Origin of the sequence: Synechococcus sp. N19, assembly GCF_900474045.1 — a bacterium.
Taxonomy (GTDB): Bacteria; Cyanobacteriota; Cyanobacteriia; order PCC-6307; family Cyanobiaceae; genus Parasynechococcus.
Genome location: NZ_UCNR01000009.1, coordinates 183,885 through 199,687, shown reverse-complemented (window position 1 = coordinate 199,687; position 15,803 = coordinate 183,885). Strand labels below are relative to the sequence as shown.

Here is a 15,803-nt window from a genome sequence, read left to right as displayed (position 1 = left end):
TTTGATTGCAGTGCCAGCTGCCAGCTGCCTGCTGCACAAGGGCCATAGAGGAGGGCCGCCCCTCCCAGGTGGAAGAGACGGCCTAGCTCGCTTGTTCAGGATTGGTCGATCAATTGTTGATCAGCCTCCAGTGGCTACCCCCACAACAACAGTCGCAATAGAAACCACGATGCCTCCCCACTTCACCCATTCCGTGCCGTGATCATGAGTGTTGGCGAAGAGAAGAGCGCCAAGCTGAATGACAACAAGCTTTTCGAACATGACAGAAGAGCCAATAGCAGCCTCTTTGTAACCCAGTGAACGTGTTCGTGCGGTTACGTTCTTTCTCGAATTATGTATTGCTTGTTACTTTTGGGTGTCATGGCTCAGGGTGTTGTCGGCTGACTGTGTCGACCAAATTCCGTGACTAAAGGTGTGACTAAAGCTTTCTTGTCTCCTCTTTGAGAACCATTGCGCTGCATGCGATCTGAGCTTGTGCAAGGAGTAGTGCGTCCTAGTTGAAGTAGGTCTTGTTCTGCAGGGCAGGGCAGGGCAGAGGTCACGCAAGGTCACGGCAATGGCGTGAGCCAAAGGATCGGTGTCGCCACGTTGGCAGTGGCGTCGTCGCTCTTCAGGGTCTTCGCTTCTTGCTCAACGACTCATACCCACCTTTTTCTGAACTGTTTTTCAGCGGTTCGTTCCATCTGCCAGCCCGACCAACGTCGCCATTCGATTTCTGCGGCCGTCAGGCATTGATCGGCGAGAGCTTCCTTTGGATTGTTCCCGGTGCCAAAGCGGATGGGGCAAGCAGGACCAGCGTTCACCTTGAGCTCCCGATCTGATTCAACTCTGTCGTGCAGGCTGAATGGACGGTGGTTGTGTTTGCTACCGAACCAAATTGATCAGTATTTCAACTCAGCTTGTCGTCCAATCTGTCGGTTTGGACGACATCAACTGGCTTTGAGGTAGACCTTGCGGCCTTTGGCATCCACCTTGTAACGACCACCCCGTGGCCCGATGTGAATCATATCGGTGCTTGATGTATTGATCGGGGTTGGTGGCTCCAGAAGTTCTGGCTCATCCTCGGCGGGGGCTGGAACCTCAGGTGTTTGTGTCCTCAGGTGTGGTGCTGCCTTGAAGATATTCAGTCCGAGCTTGCGATACAGAAAATCTGCAATACGCATGACGTATGACTGGAACTACCTCTTATTTTCCGGCGATGTCAAGGGTGTGATGGCGCTGATCCAAGCGCCCGGTTCCAATTGCCTCCCCGCTGATTGTTCGACGACTCCGCTCAACTGCTTTGCACGTCGGGAAAATGCTCGTTCATGCATTCGGGACAGATGCCATGGCTGAAATTCAGCGTGCTGTGCTGCATCAGGAATCGTTCGATCGGCTGCCAGAACCCCTCGCTGTCGCGGATCGATTTGCAGTAGCTGCAGGTGGTGATTAAGCCTTGGGCGTGATGCATCTGACAGAACTCATCCATCAGGGCCAGGGATCGGCGTCTGAGTTCCAAAAGTGTGGTGGCCTGTTCCGCCAGGCCTTCCATCACCTTGTATTGCGAATTTGTGAGTGATTTGGGAATGCGATCAATCACGCAAAGCGTTCCAATGCGGTGGTTGATGTCTGTTTTCAGGGGGAAGCCCGCATAAAGCCGGATGTGGGGTTCTTCCTGAACGAGTGGGTTGTCGCGGAATTTCTCATCAAACAGCGCGTCCTCCACCACCAGAGGTTTGGAATCGAGGATCGTATGGGCACAGAAGGAGATATCCCGCTCGGTTTCGCTGGCCTCAAGGCCCACCTTCGATTTGAACCACTGACGTTTCTCGTCCACCAAGGAGATCAGGGCAATCGGAGATTGGCAGATCTCTGAGGCCATCCGGGTGATGTTGTCAAAGGCTTGTTCAGGCTTCGTTCCCAGAATTCGATATTCACTGAGTGATCTCAGCCTGGCTGCTTCGTTGATCGGTTTGGGTGCTGCCTGCATCGGCCCACCTCACTTGGTATGCCAATGGTCTAAGGCATCATTTTTTTATTTTCTGTAAATGTGCAGTGCGAAAAATTTAGGTTTGTGGATTTTACTTTCTTCGATTAATTAATATTTGGGGCTGCTTCATAGAGCCATACGCTGCGGCCATCCCTGAGGGTCGCGCTGCTGCATTGATACACCTCAGGCACCTCCTCCCAATCATCCAAGGCGGGCCAGCAAGGCTCGGGCACCCAGTACACCTCTCCTGAAATGGCCCCATTTCCTTGCTGCAGCATCGGGTAGCCCCGGTGCTGGATCTCGATGAAGTCGTCAACGATGCCGTCGCTGTCTCGTTTGGCGCCCTTCAGCAAGTGATGGGCGCTGCCGTTGCTTTTGAGTGATCCGTAGACGAAGAGGCGCCTCAGAGCACTTGCACCACTTCACTCACTTCGGGGATCGACTCGCGCATCTTGCGTTCGATACCCATCTTCAAGGTCATCGTGCTGCTGGGGCAGCTGCCGCAGGCTCCCTGCAGTCTCACCTTCACGATTGGTCCGTCCAGTTCCACCACTTCAACGTTGCCGCCGTCAGCCATCAGGAAGGGGCGCAGCTCATCCAGCACCTTCTCCACGTTCTCAAGCGTGAGGGCCATGGTTTCAGTGCTCATCGGGATGAACCAGACATCAAGGTCCCAAGGTTACGGAGTGGCCCCATAGGGTGACGAGAGCGGTTAACCCTCCAGTTCCGGTGCAGCACGACGGTTCGTTCAATCCAGAGGCCCGTTATGACGCCGTGCTGGTGGGCGCCGGAATCATGAGCGCCACTCTGGCGGCGCTGCTGCATGAACTCGACCCCCAGCTGCGGATTCTTCTGGTGGAGCGCCTGGAAGCGCCTGCCCTGGAGAGCAGCGCAGCGGTGAACAATGCCGGCACCGGCCATGCCGCCAACTGCGAGCTGAACTACACCCCGATGCAGGCGGATGGCACCGTCGAGACAGCTAAAGCTGTGGCGATCAATGCCTCGTTTGAACGCAGCCTAGAGTTCTGGAGCTCACTCCAGGAGCGGGGCGATCTCGACACCAGCAGCTTCCTCCACCAGGCTGCTCACATCAGCGCAGTGTGGACGCCGGAGAACATTGCCTTTCTGCGTCAACGCTTCAGCCAACTGAAAGACCTACCGGCCTTTGCGCGGATGCGCTGGAGCGAAGACCAGAGCGAGCTCACCGAATGGATGCCCCTGGTGATGGCAGGTCGCGATCTCAAGCAGCCGGTGGCGGCCACCCGGATTGACCGGGGTACGGATGTGGATTTCGGCACCCTCACGCGGGCATATCTGATGCCGTTGCAGCAGAGCGGAGCGCTCAGCGTGGAGTACGGCACCCAGGTTCAAGACCTCAAACGCCTGCGTCGCAGCGACATGACTGAGGCCGACTGGCGCGTGGTGCTCAAGGGGCCCTCAGGCAAAAAAGAAGTGCGTTCACCCTTTGTCTTCCTTGGTGCCGGGGGTGGTGCCCTGCCGCTGCTGCAACGCTCCGGGATTCCGGAGGCGGCTGATTTTGCGGGCTTCCCGGTGAGCGGGCTCTGGTTGGTCTGCGGTGATGCCCAGCTGGCGGATCGTCAGCGGGCCAAGGTGTACGGCAAGGCGGCTGTGGGAGCCCCACCGATGTCGGTGCCCCACCTCGACACCCGCTGGATCGATGGCAAACGCTCTCTGCTGTTCGGCCCCTTTGCCGGCTTCAGCAGCAAGTTCCTCAAGCAGGGTTCACTGTTGGACCTCCCTGCTTCTGTGCGGGCCACCAATTTGCTGCCGATGCTGCAGGTGGGGGCCACCAATTTCGAATTGGTGCAGTACCTGATAAATCAGCTGCGCCAGAGCCCAGCAGAGAGGCATGAGGCGCTGCAGCAGTTCATGCCCACCGCCCGCGCCGACGACTGGACCCTCTCGGTGGCGGGCCAGCGGGTGCAGATCATCAAACGCAGCAAGCAGGGCGGACGGCTGCAGCTGGGAACCGAGGTGGTGGCCTCTGGCGATGGCTCCCTGGCGGCGCTGCTGGGGGCCTCTCCGGGAGCGAGCACAGCGGTGACGATCATGTTGGAGGTGCTGCAGCGCTGTTTCAAGAAACGGCTCGACAGCGATTCCTGGCAGCAACGCCTGCAAGCGCTGTTGCCCAGCATCCATGAAGACCCGCAGCAGGATCCGCAGGTGCTGAACCGGATGCGGGAACGCAGCGATGCCCTGCTGGGGCTCGCCGCCTGAGCGTCATTCTCCCAGGTTCACCAACACCACTCCGGCGGTGATCAGGCCGATGCCGATCAACTGGGCTGGCTGCAGCATCTGGCTATAGGCAAACCGGCCCACCAGCACGATTACAACAGTGCCGATGCCGCTCCAGATGGCATACGTAATCCCCAGGGGGATGCTCAGCACCACCTTGGAGAGCAGGGCCATCGCAAGGGCGTAGGCGCTGAAAACCAGCAGCGTGGGCAGCGGTCGGGTCATGCCCTCCGACAATCGCAGGCAGGAGGTGCCGATCACCTCAGCACTGATCGCTAGCAGCAGCAGGGTCCAGGGATTGCTCATGACCACTGGTGCCGCTCCTTAGGATTGTGGCAACGATGCTTACTGGACCCGAGACGGGATTCCGCTGCTGCATGACCGACGCCCCCGTCTCACGGATCCGCAACTTCTGCATCATTGCCCACATCGACCACGGCAAGTCGACCCTGGCCGACCGCTTGCTGCAGGACACGGGCACCGTGGCCAACCGGGACATGCAGGACCAGTTCCTGGACAACATGGATCTGGAGCGGGAGCGGGGAATCACGATCAAGCTCCAGGCCGCCCGGATGAACTACACGGCGGCCGATGGGGAGGAGTACGTCCTCAACCTGATCGATACCCCAGGCCACGTGGACTTCTCATACGAGGTGAGCCGCAGCCTGCAGGCCTGTGAAGGGGCGCTCCTTGTGGTGGACGCCAGCCAGGGCGTGGAAGCCCAGACCCTGGCCAATGTGTATCTGGCGCTGGACAACGATCTCGAGATCATTCCAGTGCTCAACAAGATCGATCTTCCCGGTGCTGATCCGGATCGGATCAAGGAAGAGGTAGAGGCGATCATCGGCCTCGATTGCAGCAACGCCATCCCCTGCTCAGCCAAGACGGGCATGGGTGTGCCCGAGATCCTGCAGGCGGTGGTGGACCGTGTGCCCCCGCCGAAGGATGCGGTGGAGGAGCCCACCAAGGCCCTGATTTTCGACTCCTATTACGACCCCTACCGGGGCGTGATTGTCTACTTCCGGGTGATGAGTGGCCGGATCAACTGCAAAGACAAAGTGCTGTTGATGGCCAGCAAGAAGACCTATGAGCTCGATGAGATCGGGATCATGGCGCCGGATCAGAAGAAGGTAGATGAGCTCCACGCCGGTGAGGTGGGTTATCTCGCGGCGTCGATCAAGGCCGTGGCTGATGCCCGTGTGGGCGACACGATCACCCTGGTGAACGCACCGGCCGATGAGCCTTTGCCCGGTTACACCGAGGCCAAGCCGATGGTGTTCTGCGGCCTCTTCCCCACCGAGGCTGATCAGTACCCGGATCTGCGCGATGCCCTCGACAAGCTGCAGCTTTCGGATGCGGCGTTGAAGTACGAGCCGGAAACCAGCAGCGCCATGGGCTTCGGCTTCCGCTGCGGCTTCCTTGGCCTCCTGCACATGGAGATCGTGCAGGAGCGGCTGGAGCGCGAGTACGACCTCGATCTGATCGTCACCGCTCCGTCGGTGATCTACAAGGTGAACATGATCGATGGCTCCGAGGTGATGGTGGACAACCCCGCCACGCTTCCGGATCCACAGAAGCGAGAGTCGATTGAAGAGCCCTATGTGCGCATGGAGATCTACGCGCCGAACGATTACAACGGCGCCTTGATGGGCCTCTGCCAGGAACGGCGTGGTGACTACATCGACATGAAATACATCACCACCGACCGGGTGACGTTGATCTACGAATTACCGCTGGCGGAGGTGGTGACCGACTTCTTCGATCAGATGAAGACGCGAACCCAGGGCTATGCCTCCATGGAATACAGCCTGATCGGCTACCGCAAGAACCAGTTGGTGCGTCTCGATGTGCTGATCAACGGTGAGCGAGCCGATGCTCTCACCACGATCGTCCACCAAGACAAGGCCTACAACGTGGGCAAGGCGTTGGTGGAGAAACTCAAGGAACTGATTCCCCGCCAGCAGTTCAAGATTCCGATTCAGGCCTCAATCGGCAGCCGGATCATTGCCTCCACCAGCATCAGTGCCATCCGCAAAGATGTGCTCGCCAAGTGCTACGGCGGCGACATTTCACGGAAGAAGAAACTGCTGAAGAAGCAGGCCAAGGGCAAGAAACGAATGAAGGCCATGGGCAAGGTGGATGTGCCTCAGGAGGCCTTCATGGCTGTGCTCAAACTCAACGATGGTGGGGGGAGCTGATTTTTATCAGTTGGTGATGTCGTAACGACCATCCTTGAAAATTAAGACCTCAATTGATTCGGCATTAATGCTGCTTTCTGTCACGTTTTCTGTGAATTTCAGTAAAAAGCCTGTACGAGAGCAACTGTTTTTACCGCTAATATCTGCTTCGTTTTGGTTGATGTAAATAACATCAACTCCGTTACCTCCTTTGATGGTTGAGTTGCCTGATCCCGGCAAATATTGATTGTCGCCTTCGCCTCCCATCATTGAATCGTTGACCTCTTGCCCAATCAACACATCATCGCCATTGCCACCCATGAGGGTGTCGTTTCCAGGGCCTCCTCGTAGGTGATCACTGCCGTCATTGCCGATGTCGATCGTGCGCTGCAACCCCGGCTCACGGCCGGGGTTGGTGGCCATGGCGGTTTGGATGGCGGCGTCCGAAAGGGATCGGTGGAAGCGGCCGCAGCAGCGTTCCGCTGTTGTCTTCGATTCAGAGGCTGGTGTTGGCGTTGGAGTGGAACAGCAACTCCTGTTCGAGCCGGGCTGGGTCGTCTTGCAGGCCACGGATGGCTTTGTCGCAGAGTGCGATGCTTTGGAGAGCTAACTGCTGGTCGTTTGCCAGCAGATTGCGCTGACCGATCAATAGCCCCACCGATGAGGCCCCGGTGAAGCCGAGGAAGACCACCAGATAGGTGGCCAGCTGCAGCTGCCCTTGCAGGCTGCCCAGCAGCTGTTGTCGCCAGCGGTAACGGGACGCCATGGCTTCATTTTTCCGCGGTTCGGGAGACAATGCATCTGCCTGAGGCCAACCTGCCCGTGACCCGCAGCCTCTCCACCCGTATGGCCCGTTGGGGCCTGGTGATTGTGGGGATTTACCTGCTGGTGGCCTTGATCACGCCCTTGTTGGTGAGTGCTGGCATCCTTCCGGACGCCAATGCCGGCCTGGAGAACCCGATCTATTCCGCCCCCAGCTGGACCCATTGGTGCGGCACTGACCGGCTCGGCCGGGATGTGTGTGTGCGCACCATGGCCGGCAGTGGAGTGGCGCTTCAGGTGGTGTTGCTGGCGGTGGGTGTGGCTCTGCTGGTGGGTGTGGCTCTGGGCATGGTGAGTGGTTATTTCGGCGGTGGTGTCGATCGCCTGATGGTGCTGTTGATGGACACGCTCTACACACTGCCGGTGTTGTTGCTTTCAGTGGTGTTGGCCTTTCTGCTGGGCAAGGGCATTCCCAATGCCGCCGCTGCCCTTTGTGTGGTGTACGTGCCGCAGTATTTCCGCGTGGTGCGCAATCAAACCGCCCAGGTGAAGAGCGAGCTGTTTGTGGAGGCCGCCCAGAGCCTCGGGGCGGGCCCGCTCTGGATCCTGCGGCGCTACCTGTTCCGCAACGTGATCACCTCTGTGCCGGTGCTGCTCACCCTCAATGCCGCCGATGCGGTGCTGGTGCTGGGGGGACTGGGATTTCTTGGCCTGGGTCTGCCGGAGACCGTGCCTGAATGGGGTGGTGATCTCAACCTGGCTCTTGCCGCAGTGCCCACAGGGGTGTGGTGGACCGCGCTGTTCCCTGGCTTGGCGATGTTTGTGCTGGTGCTGGGGCTGTCCTTCCTTGGGGAAGGCATTGAGGCCTGGGTGAGCGGCGCAGAAGCCCGACCCGCGTCAGACTGATCCCATCGGTACGGGTTTGATGGCCTGGTGGATCAGCTTGCTGTTGCTGAGTATGGCCGCGCTGCTCTGGAAAAAAAGCTGCGACAGCACCGATGACGTGATCGCCTTGCTCGAGCGGATCCTGGCCACCACCTTGATGTTGGTGGTGGTGCTGGTCAGCCGAAATCTGCTGCTGGAAACGGCGGTGTTGATCGCCGCGGTTCAGTTGCCTGGAGTGCCGCGGCGACCGCGGTGATCTCAGGCTGGTTTCGGTGCCTTCACCTCACGGATCGAAATCCGGCAGGAGCTGGGGAAGATGGCGTGGGCCGCTTCCACGGCATGGCTGAGATCGTCGGACTGGAGCATTTCTTCGCCCCATTCGTTGCCGCAGTGGTAGGTGACCGCGTACTGGTTCAGCTGTTTGTTGTCCATTGCTGACAATCCGCTGCTTTGGTTATGGCCCAGGGTTCATTGAGATACAAGTCTTCCCTTGGATCAGCAGCGCAGCTTCACAGTTCGCGGCAACTCCTCCATCAGCTCTCCCTCCTCACTCAAGGCGGGGTAGGGCCGTTCCTGCTCCCGGCACCAGCGGGCCACCTCGGGGTAGGACCACTCAAACAGCAACTGCTGGTACTGCTTTGGCTTCAGACCTTCGCCCTGGGTTGGAGCCAGTCCGGCCACCTGGCGTTGGCGTAGCGCCTCAAACAGCAGGGTTGCAGTGGCGACCGAAACGTTCAGGGACTGAACCATGCCGCGCATCGGGATGAACAGCGCTTCATCCATCAGGTCCCGGGCTTGATCGGTCAGCCCCCATTTCTCGGCCCCGAGCACGAAGGCTGTGGGGCCGGTGAAGTCGCACTCCCGGTAGTCCTTGGCATCCACCCCGAGATGGGTTCCGTAGAGCCGGAACCCTTTCGCTTTGAGATGGCGGATGGCTGTTTCGGTGTCGGGATGGTCGTGCAGAGGCACCCATTTCTGGCTGCCCTGGGCCGTGCTGTTGAACGTGCGTGGTCGCCCGTCAAAACTCACCGCGTGGGCCTCCAGCGCGCCAACGGCATCACAGCTGCGCAGGATGGCAGAGAGGTTGTGCGGTTTCTCCACGTGTTCGAGCAGCACCGTGAGATCCGCCATGCGGTGGTTGAGCACGGATTTCAGCCGCTCAAACCGTCGCGGCAGCAGGGGCATGGGCGGTCAGTCGGGAGAGAGCAACAGGTGGGGTCCTTCCATGCTTTGGGGTCTGGAACGACAATCAAGAAGTCATCGCTTCCGTGGCCATCCAGATCCCGCCCAAGGATCCCTCCGTTGAACCGTACGTCTCCGGCGGCACGTTTGATCAGCGTGTCTGGAGCCAGGTGGCCCGTATTTCCTACGGTCGGTTGGCGACCTACGGCCAGATCGCTGATTTGATCGGTGCCTTTGGTTGTGCGCGTCAGGTGGGTTGGGCCTTGCGGCGGCTCAAGCTCCCCTCCAGCGTTCCCTGGCACCGCGTGGTGAATGCTCAGGGCCGGATTTCGATGAGCCTCAGCCGTGAGGGCAGTGACTGGATCCAGCGGGATCTTCTGCTGGCTGAGGGCATTCCGGTGGATGAGGAAGGACGCTTGCCGCTGCGTCAGTTCCTCTGGCACCCGGACGCCCATGCTGGGGACTGATGCGTGTCGCTTTTGTCTGATTCGGCTCCGATTGGAATGCTGCCGCGCCGTCTCGCCTGGGATGTGTTGCAGGCGGTTGCGGCTGGGGCCTATGCCGATGTGGCGCTGGAGCGGGTGCTGCGGGAGCGGGACCTCAAGCCACCGGATCGGGGATTGGTGACCGAGCTGGCCTATGGCGCGATCCGCCAACGGCGCACCCTCGATGCCTGGTTGGATCGGTTGGGCAAGGTGCCGGCCGAGAAGCAACCGCCCAAGCTGCGCTGGCTGTTACATGTGGGGCTCTATCAACTGCTGTTGATGGAGCGGATTCCAGATTCAGCAGCGGTGAACACCGCTGTGGAATTGGCCAAAACCAGCAAGGGATTGGCCCGGCTGGCCCCTGTGGTGAACGGGGTTCTTCGGGCGGCGCTGCGGACGCGTGAGGCCGGCGAAACTCTCCCATTGCCCAACGATTTGCCGGCTCAGCTCGCCCAGGCCCATTCCCTGCCGGATTGGTTCACCCAGTTGTTGATCGAATGGCGCGAGGCGGAGGGGGCCGCGGCGGTGGCCAGCGCCTGCAACCGTGTGCCGGACCTGGATTTGCGGGTGAACCGGTTGCGATCGAGCCCTTCGCAGGTGCAGAAGGATCTGGCTGCCGCTGGCATCAACAGCGAGCCCATCGTTGGTTGTCCCGACGGCCTGCGCATCTCAGGCCACAGCGGCGATCTGCGCCACTGGCCTGGTTATGCCGAGGGCCATTGGTGTGTGCAGGATTGTTCGGCGCAATCGATTGCACCTCTGCTCGATCCCCAGCCGGGAGATCGCATCTTGGATGCCTGTGCGGCTCCGGGGGGCAAAGCTACCCATGTTGCGGAGTTGGTGGGAGATCAGGCGGAGATCTGGGCTGTGGACCGTTCAGCCGGACGGCTGAAGCGCGTTGCAGCCAATGCCGCCCGGCTTGGCCTCGCCTCCATCAATGCCCTGGCTGCGGATGCTGCCAATCTTTTGGAGCAGCGCCCCCAATGGCGTGAATCCTTTCAGCGGATCCTGATCGATGCCCCCTGCTCAGGGCTGGGAACCCTGGCCCGTCACCCCGATGCCCGTTGGCGGGTGACGCCCCAATCCATTCGTGGTCTTTTGCCCCAACAACAAGCTCTCCTGGACGGGCTTGTGCCGTTATTGGCTCCCCAAGGTGTGTTGGTGTACGCCACCTGCACCATTCATCCCGATGAAAATCAGAAACAGATCCAGGCGTTGTTGAAGCGACATCCATCGGTCTGCCTGGAGCAGGAGAGCCAGCTCTGGCCGGATCAAGCCAGCGGAGGAGATGGCTTCTATTCGGCTGTGCTGAAGCGGGCTTAAGGCCTTGGATCAATCCCGGGTCCAGCGACGTCCCTGGCGATCAACGCTCCTGCCGGGCGAGCTGTCTCTCCAGAGATAGGGGGTCCGGCGAGGCGGAGGCGTCAAAGGCGTGAGCGCGGGCAGCTCCGTCGGTTGAGCTCCATCAGGATCGCCGCTGCCATTCCCCCTCTCCTGCTCTGGTTTGGTCTTCGGTGGTTTGGCGATCGTTTTCGGGTCAACAGCCAAGCGCACTTCGCGTTTCAGCTTGGGTTTGTCGGGGAAGTTTCGGACGGGGATCTCGTCCTTGATCTGAAGCATGAACTGTTTCCAAGCCCATGCCGCCTCCCCGCTGGTGCTCTTTGTGGCGCGGTCGTCGTCGTATCCGAACCAGACGCCTGTTGTGAGCTGAGGAATCGAGCCGATGAACCAGAGATCACGGGTGTTCTCTGACGTTCCCGTTTTGCCCGCCACCTGTCGATCATCGAGTTTGGCGGCGATGCCGGTGCCGCCGGTCACCACCCGCTGCAGCATCCAGTTCATGGTGTCCGCCACATCACTATCAATCGCCCGCTTGCCTCGGTTGTCGCTCAGGCGCCGGCTCCAAAGCAGTTCATTCTTCGGTCCACGGATTTCCTCAAAGGGGCTGGGTGAGAAGAACGCGCCGCGGTTGGCCATGCCGGCATAAGCGGCGGTCATGTCGAGGATGGTTTGCTCGTAGGCCCCGATGGCCATGGGGTAGTACTTGCCGAGAGGTCGTTCGGTGCCGATGTTGAATTTGTTGGCAACCTCAATGACGGCATCAAATCCAACGATGTCCTGCAGTTGAACCGCCACCGTGTTGAGTGAGTTCTTCAGGGCATCAGCCAGGGAGATGTTGCCGTAGTACTTGTCGCCAAAGTTTTTGGGGCAGTAGCCGTTCCAGCACCGCTTGGCATCAAACACTTTGGTTTCGGGCTTCATGCCCCGATCAATGGCTGCGGCGTATGGAAACAGCTTGAAGGTTGAGCCCGGAGAGCGCAGCGCCAGGATGGTGCGGTTGAACTGGCTCTTGGAGAAATCCTTGCCGCCCACCATCACCCGCACCAGTCCGTTGCCGGGATCGATCGAAACCATCGCACCTTCCGTGTCGAAGGGGGCATTGGCTCGAATCACCTGCTGAGCTTTCTTCTGCCAGTCGAGATTCAGGCTGGTGCGCACCTTGACCCCGCCCACTTCCAGTTGTTCTGGCGTTAAGAATTTGGGCAGCTCCTGGGCTATCCAGGTGGTGAAGTAAGGCGCTGAACTGTTGAAGTACTTCGGTGTTGCGGGCTTCAGTCCGAGGGGGCTGTTGCGACCGCGCTCTGCCTCGCTAGCGGAGATGAATCCGGCCTGGGCCATGCGATCCAGAACGATCGAGCGCTGCTCCTTGGCCAGATCCGGGTTCACCAGGGGTGAATAAATCGATGGAGCTGGCGGCAACCCAGCGATCATGGCTGCCTCAGGAACCGTGAGCTGCGCCGGGGTTTTGGAGAAGTAGATCCAGGCCGCATCGGCAACGCCATAGGCGCCGGACCCCAGGTAGACGTAGTTGAGGTACTGCTCGAGGATCTGCTGCTTGCTCAGCTGACGCTCCAGCTTCATGGCCAAAGCCGCTTCCTTGAGTTTGCGGGTGATCGTGCGGTCCTGGCTCAAAAAGACGGTTCGGGCCAGTTGCTGGGTGATGGTGCTTGCCCCTTCTCGAACGGCGCCTTGGCGGACATTGGTGACGATGGCCCTGGCGATGCCCCAGCCATCCACACCATCGTGCTGATAGAAGCGACGGTCTTCGGCGGCGATGAAGGCCTCAGCCACCGTTGGCGGCATCGCACCGGACTTGACCTTCTCCCGCGTTGCTGGCCCCAGCTTCTGGATCACCTTCCCGTTGGTGGAGAGCAGTGTGATCGTTCCCGGCCGATTGAAACTGGCAATCCTGCGGGCATCCGGCAGCGTGGCATCCACCAGTTCCGTCAGGGCGCGCATGCTTAGAGCAGCGCCCACGCCCACTGCAGCTGCTGTGCCAGCGATCAGTGCCCAGTGCAGGCGGGAACGGTTCACATCACTTGGGTCAAGGGGCTGTGGCCAACGGCCAGAGCGGTCACCAACATGCCGAGCACAAGAAAGGGTTGGGCACTGGCCTGATATTTGACGTCAAAAGCCACGGGATCTCTCAGCAGCCAGAAGTCTTGGAAGGTGATCTGGGGGACGATCAAGAGAACCAGCAGAACAGCTGCGAAATGCTGGCCGATCCCGATCAAGACGGCAACCATCGCCAGCTGAAAAACATCGATCATCGCGGCGCTGATCCAACTGGCGCGTTTGATGCCGAATACCACCGGCAACGACTGAAGCCCGAGTTCGCGGTCGCCCTCAACGCTCTTGAAGTCGTTGACGACAGCGATGCCAAGACCCGCAAGGCTGTAGGCCAAGGTGAGCAGTGCAGTGCCCCAGGTCAGCTGCCCAAACAGGGCCTGGCCGGCCCACCAGGGCAGGGCGATGTAGCTGGCGCCGAGGGCGTAGTTCCCCAGCCAACCGTTCTGCTTCAGCTTCAGCGGCGGTGCTGAATAGATGTAGCTCACAAACGAGCCACCCAACGCCAACAGAAACACCACTGGCATGGTGTGGCCGGCCCAGCGGTCGAGTCCGTAGGACACGCCCAAACCAGCGAGCAAAAGCACCCAGATCTGCAGCTTCACCTGGCCCAGGGGAATCGCTCCCGACGGGATCGGCCGATACGGCTCGTTGATCGCGTCAATCTCGCGGTCGTAGTAGTCGTTGATGGTCTGGGTGAAGCCCGCCAGCAAGGGGCCGCTCATCAACATGCAAGCGAAGGCGGCGAGCACGTGGTCCACACGCCATTCGTAGTTGCCGCTGGCTGCGGCACCACAGATAACACCCCAGATCAAGGGGATCCAGGTGACCGGTTTCATCAGCTGCAGCCGCAGCTTCCAGATGTTGTTGGTGCCCGAGGCACCTTTCATCCCAAGCAGCTGTCGCGCGTCGCTCACAGAGACAGTCCTCAGGCGGCGGCGATTTCGTCTTCGAAGAACCAGCTGGTGGAGCCATCGCTGAGCTCAACAACCACACCGATTCCTTTGCCGTCGACGGTGCGGAAATCCTTCACCGTGCCGTTGGCGTCCTTCTTCAGAAGGTCAACCATGGCCTGGGGAATGCGATCACGCACGCGGGTCACGCGAACCTTGGAACCGATCGAGATGGCGTCAGCCTGGGACATAGCCTGCGAGGCTTGGAGAGTGGCGCAACACTAACAGTCGCTTTTGCGCCGAATCGATGGTTGCTCTGCGTCTGATTCCCTGCCTGGATGTCGCCCGCGGACGGGTGGTGAAAGGTGTCAATTTCGTTGGCCTGCGCGATGCCGGTGATCCAGTGGAGCTGGCTTGCCGTTACAGCCGTGCAGGGGCGGATGAACTCGTTTTCCTCGACATCGCAGCCAGCCATGAGGGGCGCGGCACCCTGATCGACATGGTGCGTCGCACAGCGGAATCGGTCACGATCCCTTTCACCGTGGGCGGAGGCATCAGCACCGTTGAGGGGATCACCGAGTTGTTGCGGGCCGGTGCCGACAAGGTGAGTCTCAACTCCTCGGCGGTGCGTCGGCCTGAGCTGGTGCGAGACGGGGCCGATCAGTTCGGCTGCCAGTGCATCGTCGTGGCCATTGACGCCCGTCGGCGCGATGCCGGCGGCTGGGATGTGTACGTGAAAGGAGGCCGCGAGAACACGGGCCTCGATGTTGTGGAGTGGGCCCAACGGGTGGCTGGTCTTGGGGCTGGAGAGATCCTTCTCACCTCCATGGATGGTGATGGCACCCAGGCTGGATACGACCTCGCCCTGACCCGGGCCGTGGCCGATGCGGTCCCCATCCCGGTGATCGCCTCCGGTGGCGCAGGCTGCCTGGATCACATCGCTGAGGCGTTGGACTTGGGCCCCGAGGGAGGCCATGCTTCCGCAGCCTTGCTGGCCTCGTTGCTGCACGACGGTGTTCTCACCGTGGAACAGATCAAGCAAGATCTGCTTTCCCGTGGCCTGACGATCCGTCCATGAAGCCTGGTGATCCCGCGGCGGTGGAACAGCTGTTTGATGCTGTCGCTCCCCGCTACGACCGCCTCAACGATCTGCTCAGTTTCGGGTTGCATCGCCAGTGGAAACGTCAGTTGGTACGCGCCCTGAAGCCGGTGGTAGGCGAGCATTGGCTGGATCTGTGCTGCGGAACGGGGGATCTGGCCCTAGAGCTGGGGCGCTGTGTTCGCCCCGCTGGTGCGGTGACCGGTCTGGATGCCGCCGCTGCTCCGCTTGAGCGTGCCCGCCAGCGCCAGCAGCAGCAGCCTTGGTTGCCGGTGACCTTCCAGCAAGGGGATGCCCTCGACACCGGACTGCCCAGTGCCTGCGCTGATGGTGCGGTGATGGCCTATGGATTGCGCAACCTGGCGGACCCCTTGCAGGGGCTGAAGGAACTGCGCCGGCTGTTGAAGCCCGGCGGGCGTGCCGGGGTTTTGGATTTCAACCGTCTGCCCCAGAGTGGCGCGGCGGCTGCCTTTCAGCGCTTTTATCTGCGTCGCCTGGTGGTGCCCGCCGCAGCCTCTGTGGGCTTACGCGAGGAATACGCCTACCTGGAGAAAAGCCTGGAGCGCTTTCCTGCGGGGCCTGAACAGGAGCGGCTGGCACGGCAGGCGGGATTTGCCGAAGCGAACCACCGCTCGCTCGCGGCAGGACAGATGGGCCTGTTGATCCTTAGGGCATAAAACTTGACCT

At 60.3% G+C, this 15,803-nt stretch carries 21 protein-coding genes; 8 read left to right on the top strand and 13 right to left on the bottom strand.

The annotated features are described in order from the left end of the window. Nucleotides 1-120: 120 nt before the first annotated feature. The 5 genes from DXY02_RS12480 to DXY02_RS06080 all read right to left on the bottom strand — a co-directional run bounded on the left by DXY02_RS12480 (nt 121) and on the right by DXY02_RS06080 (nt 2,618). Nucleotides 121-261, bottom strand: coding sequence for a hypothetical protein (locus DXY02_RS12480; RefSeq protein WP_006850417.1), 141 nt, complete (start codon nt 259-261; stop codon nt 121-123). Between the two features lie 668 nt (nt 262-929). Next, nucleotides 930-1,163 carry a hypothetical protein gene (locus tag DXY02_RS06095; RefSeq protein WP_114988491.1) on the bottom strand — a complete coding sequence of 78 codons (234 nt, stop codon included), beginning with the start codon at nt 1,161-1,163 and terminating at the stop codon, nt 930-932. A 110-nt stretch (nt 1,164-1,273) separates the two neighbouring features. Next, nucleotides 1,274-1,969: a GAF domain-containing protein gene (locus DXY02_RS06090; RefSeq protein ID WP_114988490.1), complete on the bottom strand. Its 696-nt coding sequence runs from the start codon at nt 1,967-1,969 to the stop codon at nt 1,274-1,276. Between the two features lie 104 nt (nt 1,970-2,073). Further along, complete coding sequence (locus DXY02_RS06085) at nt 2,074-2,376, bottom strand: gamma-glutamylcyclotransferase (protein ID WP_114988489.1); 303 nt, start codon at nt 2,374-2,376, stop codon at nt 2,074-2,076. Next, nucleotides 2,373-2,618: a NifU family protein gene (locus DXY02_RS06080; RefSeq protein WP_011128549.1), complete on the bottom strand. Its 246-nt coding sequence runs from the start codon at nt 2,616-2,618 to the stop codon at nt 2,373-2,375. The genes DXY02_RS06085 and DXY02_RS06080 overlap by 4 nt, the downstream gene beginning before the upstream one ends. Before the next feature lie 80 nt (nt 2,619-2,698). On the opposite strand from DXY02_RS06080, the gene DXY02_RS06075 reads away from it, so the two are divergent. Continuing rightward, complete coding sequence (locus tag DXY02_RS06075; RefSeq protein WP_114988488.1) at nt 2,699-4,207, top strand: malate:quinone oxidoreductase; 1,509 nt, start codon at nt 2,699-2,701, stop codon at nt 4,205-4,207. A gap of 3 nt (nt 4,208-4,210) precedes the next feature. Here the strand turns inward: DXY02_RS06075 and DXY02_RS06070 are convergent, their stop codons facing one another. Continuing rightward, entirely contained in the window at nt 4,211-4,531 is a 321-nt protein-coding gene (locus DXY02_RS06070) for a multidrug efflux SMR transporter (RefSeq protein ID WP_137024443.1), read from the bottom strand. A gap of 71 nt (nt 4,532-4,602) precedes the next feature. Here DXY02_RS06070 and lepA point away from each other — a divergent pair, with 71 nt between their 5' ends. Next, complete coding sequence (gene lepA / locus DXY02_RS06065) at nt 4,603-6,423, top strand: translation elongation factor 4 (protein WP_114988486.1); 1,821 nt, start codon at nt 4,603-4,605, stop codon at nt 6,421-6,423. Nucleotides 6,424-6,429: 6 nt separating this feature from the next. Here the strand turns inward: lepA and DXY02_RS13145 are convergent, their stop codons facing one another. Together DXY02_RS13145 and DXY02_RS06055 are read right to left on the bottom strand one after the other, a co-directional pair. Further along, on the bottom strand, nt 6,430-6,825 hold the full coding sequence (locus tag DXY02_RS13145) for a calcium-binding protein (RefSeq protein WP_114988485.1): 396 nt from the start codon (nt 6,823-6,825) through the stop codon (nt 6,430-6,432). 73 nt (nt 6,826-6,898) lie between these two features. After that, complete coding sequence (locus DXY02_RS06055) at nt 6,899-7,168, bottom strand: hypothetical protein (RefSeq protein WP_137024441.1); 270 nt, start codon at nt 7,166-7,168, stop codon at nt 6,899-6,901. A gap of 29 nt (nt 7,169-7,197) precedes the next feature. Here DXY02_RS06055 and DXY02_RS06050 point away from each other — a divergent pair, with 29 nt between their 5' ends. Together DXY02_RS06050 and DXY02_RS06045 are read left to right on the top strand one after the other, a co-directional pair. Continuing rightward, the gene (locus DXY02_RS06050) at nt 7,198-8,070 is read left to right on the top strand and encodes an ABC transporter permease (protein WP_244276174.1); all 873 of its coding nucleotides are present in this window, start codon (nt 7,198-7,200) and stop codon (nt 8,068-8,070) included. Nucleotides 8,071-8,089: 19 nt separating this feature from the next. After that, the gene (locus DXY02_RS06045) at nt 8,090-8,305 is read left to right on the top strand and encodes a hypothetical protein (RefSeq protein WP_114988483.1); all 216 of its coding nucleotides are present in this window, start codon (nt 8,090-8,092) and stop codon (nt 8,303-8,305) included. 2 nt (nt 8,306-8,307) lie between these two features. Here DXY02_RS06045 and DXY02_RS12475 read toward each other — a convergent pair whose 3' ends face one another. Further along, nucleotides 8,308-8,481 (bottom strand): hypothetical protein, encoded by a 174-nt coding sequence (locus tag DXY02_RS12475; RefSeq protein WP_170951496.1) that lies wholly within the window; start codon nt 8,479-8,481, stop codon nt 8,308-8,310. 63 nt (nt 8,482-8,544) lie between these two features. Further along, nucleotides 8,545-9,234, bottom strand: a complete 690-nt coding sequence (trmH, locus tag DXY02_RS06040) for a tRNA (guanosine(18)-2'-O)-methyltransferase TrmH (RefSeq protein ID WP_114988482.1) — start codon at nt 9,232-9,234, stop codon at nt 8,545-8,547. An 83-nt stretch (nt 9,235-9,317) separates the two neighbouring features. Here trmH and DXY02_RS06035 point away from each other — a divergent pair, with 83 nt between their 5' ends. After that, nucleotides 9,318-9,698: an MGMT family protein gene (locus tag DXY02_RS06035; protein ID WP_244276173.1), complete on the top strand. Its 381-nt coding sequence runs from the start codon at nt 9,318-9,320 to the stop codon at nt 9,696-9,698. A gap of 36 nt (nt 9,699-9,734) precedes the next feature. Continuing rightward, the gene (locus tag DXY02_RS06030; protein WP_170951505.1) at nt 9,735-11,039 is read left to right on the top strand and encodes a 16S rRNA (cytosine(967)-C(5))-methyltransferase; all 1,305 of its coding nucleotides are present in this window, start codon (nt 9,735-9,737) and stop codon (nt 11,037-11,039) included. Nucleotides 11,040-11,048: 9 nt separating this feature from the next. On the opposite strand, the gene DXY02_RS06025 is transcribed toward DXY02_RS06030, so the two are convergent. The 3 genes from DXY02_RS06025 to DXY02_RS06015 are packed head-to-tail and all read right to left on the bottom strand — an operon-like array spanning nt 11,049 to nt 14,268. Further along, on the bottom strand, nt 11,049-13,091 hold the full coding sequence (locus tag DXY02_RS06025) for a transglycosylase domain-containing protein (RefSeq protein ID WP_114988480.1): 2,043 nt from the start codon (nt 13,089-13,091) through the stop codon (nt 11,049-11,051). After that, complete coding sequence (chlG, locus tag DXY02_RS06020; RefSeq protein ID WP_114988479.1) at nt 13,088-14,041, bottom strand: chlorophyll synthase ChlG; 954 nt, start codon at nt 14,039-14,041, stop codon at nt 13,088-13,090. Before chlG ends, DXY02_RS06025 begins: the two co-directional genes overlap by 4 nt. 11 nt (nt 14,042-14,052) lie before the next feature. Beyond that, nucleotides 14,053-14,268: a DUF2862 domain-containing protein gene (locus tag DXY02_RS06015; RefSeq protein ID WP_114988478.1), complete on the bottom strand. Its 216-nt coding sequence runs from the start codon at nt 14,266-14,268 to the stop codon at nt 14,053-14,055. 56 nt (nt 14,269-14,324) lie between these two features. On the opposite strand from DXY02_RS06015, the gene hisF reads away from it, so the two are divergent. Continuing rightward, entirely contained in the window at nt 14,325-15,095 is a 771-nt protein-coding gene (hisF, locus tag DXY02_RS06010) for an imidazole glycerol phosphate synthase subunit HisF (RefSeq protein ID WP_114988477.1), read from the top strand. Continuing rightward, nucleotides 15,092-15,793, top strand: a complete 702-nt coding sequence (gene ubiE / locus DXY02_RS06005; RefSeq protein WP_114988476.1) for a bifunctional demethylmenaquinone methyltransferase/2-methoxy-6-polyprenyl-1,4-benzoquinol methylase UbiE — start codon at nt 15,092-15,094, stop codon at nt 15,791-15,793. Before hisF ends, ubiE begins: the two co-directional genes overlap by 4 nt. The last annotated feature ends 10 nt before the right edge of the window (nt 15,794-15,803 follow it).